Below are 2,321 nucleotides of genomic sequence, written 5' to 3'. Positions count from 1 at the left end.
TAAAATCACTGCTTCGCCCGCCACATCGATGGCGGCCTCGATCCGGTCACCGCCTCGATGGCCAAATACTGGCTTAGCGACCTGCAGGGCAAGGTGGTCGACGAATGCCTTCAATTGCACGGCGGCTATGGCTACATGAATGAATACCCGATCGCCCGCATGTTCCGCGACGCTCGCGTCCAGCGCATCTACGGCGGCACCAACGAGATCATGAAATTGCTGATCGGGCGCTCTCTCTGAGCGCGGCGACCGGCAAACCCAAGGAGCAGGAAAATGGCCGAAGCTTACGTCTATGACGCCGTGCGCACGCCGCGCGGCAGAGGCAAGAAGGATGGCTCGCTGCACGAGGTGCCGGCGGTGCGGCTCGCCGCCAAAACGCTCGAGGCGCTGCGCGACCGCAACGGCCTCGACACCGGCACTGTCGACGACATCATCTTCGGCTGCGTCGACCCGGTCGGCGAGGCGGGCTCGGTAATTCCGCGCGCCGCCGCCTTCGAGGCCGGCTACGACACCAAGGCACCGGGCATGCAGATCTCGCGCTTTTGCGCTTCCGGTCTCGACGCCATCAATTTCGGCGCCGCCAAGATCGCGCAAGGGGCGGACGAGCTCGTCATTGCCGGCGGCGTCGAATCGATGTCGCGCGTCGGCATGGGCATGTCGGGCGGCGCCTGGTTCATGGACCCATCCGTCGGCCTGCCCGGCTGGTTCGTGCCGCAAGGCATTTCGGCCGACCTGATCGCCACCAAGTATGGTTTCAGCCGCGACGACGTCGACGCCTATGCCGTCGAGAGTCAGAAGCGCGCCGCCAAGTCCTGGTCCGAGGGCCGCTTCAAGAATTCCGTTATCCCGATCAAGGATCAGAACGGCCTGACCATCCTCGACCATGACGAGCACATGCGGCCCTCGACCGACATGCAGTCGCTGGCCTCGCTCAACCCGTCCTTCGTCATGCCCGGCGAAATGGGCGGCTTCGATGCGGTTGCCGTGCAAAAGCACCCTGAAGTCGAAGAGGTCAACCACGTCCACCATGCCGGCAACTCGTCCGGCATCGTCGATGGCGCCGCTGCCGTCCTGCTCGGCTCCAAGAAGGCCGGCAAGGCGATGGGCATCAAGCCGCGCGCCCGCATCCGCGCCTTCGCCAACATCGGCTCCGAGCCGGTGCTGATGCTGACCGGCCCGGTCGACGTCACCGAGAAGCTGCTCAAGCGCGCCAAGATGAAGCTGTCGGACATCGACCTGTTCGAGCTCAACGAGGCTTTCGCTTCCGTTGTGCTGCGCTACATGCAGGCCTTCGAGATCCCGCATGACAAGATCAACGTCAATGGCGGCGCGATCGCCATGGGCCATCCGCTCGGTGCCACCGGCGCCATGATCTTCGGCACCGTGCTCGACGAGCTCGAGCGCCGTGACCTGAACACCGCCCTGGTCACGCTCTGCATCGGCGCCGGCATGGGCACCGCCACCATCATCGAACGCGTCTGACGGGGAGAGAGAAGATGAGCTACACCAATTTCACCCTCGACGTCGACGCCGACGGCATTGCGCTGGTCACCTGGAACATGCCGGATCGATCGATGAACGTCTTCACCGAAGAGGTGATGCGGGAGCTTAACGCCATCGTCGACCATGTCGCCGGCGACGCGGCCATCAAGGGCGCGGTCATCACCTCCGGCAAGGATACATTCTCCGGCGGTGCCGACATCACCTTGCTGCAGAAGATGCTGGGCGCCTTCGCTGCCGACAAGGCGAAGGATCTGGGCAAGGCGACCAAGGCCCTGTTCGACAATGCGGGCGTCATGACCGGCCTGTTCCGTAAGGTCGAGACTTCGGGCAAGCCGTGGGTGTCGGCGATCAACGGCACCTGCATGGGCGGTGCCTTCGAACTGTCGCTCGCCTGCCATGGCCGCGTCGCAGCCGATTCCGACAAGGTGAAGATGGCGCTTCCCGAAGTGAAGATCGGCATCTTCCCGGGCGCCGGCGGTACCCAGCGCGTGCCGCGGCTGACCGACCCGCAGCAGGCCCTGCAGATGCTGACCACCGGCCAGACTCTCACGCCGCAGAAGGCCAAGGCGATGGGCCTGATCCACGAGATCGCCGAGCCTTCGAAGCTGGTCGAGGCCGCCAAGGCGATGATCAAGAACGGCCTGAAGCCGGTGGCGCCTTGGGACGAGAAAGGCTTCAAGCTGCCCGGTGGCCCCGTCTATTCGGCGGCGGGCGCCAACCTCTGGCCGCCGGCCATCGCCATCCTGCGTCGCGAGACCTACGGCAACTATCCGGCCGCCGCCGCGATCCTGAAATGCGTCTATGAGGGACTCCTGGTA

General features: G+C 64.8%; 2 protein-coding genes and 1 pseudogene. All 3 read left to right on the top strand.

What is annotated here, in order from left to right; genetic code table 11:
• Nucleotides 1–15: 15 nt before the first annotated feature.
• A pseudogene (locus tag EOA33_RS32655) lies at nucleotides 16–240 on the top strand (acyl-CoA dehydrogenase family protein); the annotation flags it as partial.
• A 33-nt stretch (nucleotides 241–273) separates the two neighbouring features.
• Nucleotides 274–1,482 (top strand): acetyl-CoA C-acetyltransferase, encoded by a 1,209-nt coding sequence (locus EOA33_RS32650; protein ID WP_127407498.1) that lies wholly within the window; start codon nucleotides 274–276, stop codon nucleotides 1,480–1,482.
• A 14-nt stretch (nucleotides 1,483–1,496) separates the two neighbouring features.
• Nucleotides 1,497–2,321 (top strand): enoyl-CoA hydratase-related protein (locus EOA33_RS32645; RefSeq protein WP_190234444.1); only part of this gene is annotated, 825 nt, incomplete at its 3' end.

The sequence above is a fragment of the Mesorhizobium sp. M4A.F.Ca.ET.050.02.1.1 genome (assembly GCF_003997725.1).
In the GTDB taxonomy this organism is placed as follows: domain Bacteria; phylum Pseudomonadota; class Alphaproteobacteria; order Rhizobiales; family Rhizobiaceae; genus Mesorhizobium.
Note: the sequence above shows the minus strand (reverse complement) of the source record. Positions and strands in the feature narration are given on the sequence as shown.

What these genes read in the sequence shown, in the direction of transcription:
- EOA33_RS32650 (WP_127407498.1), top strand. Translation starts at nt 274, where the DNA reads ATGGCCGAAGCTTACGTCTATGACGCCGTGCGCACGCCGCGCGGCAGA.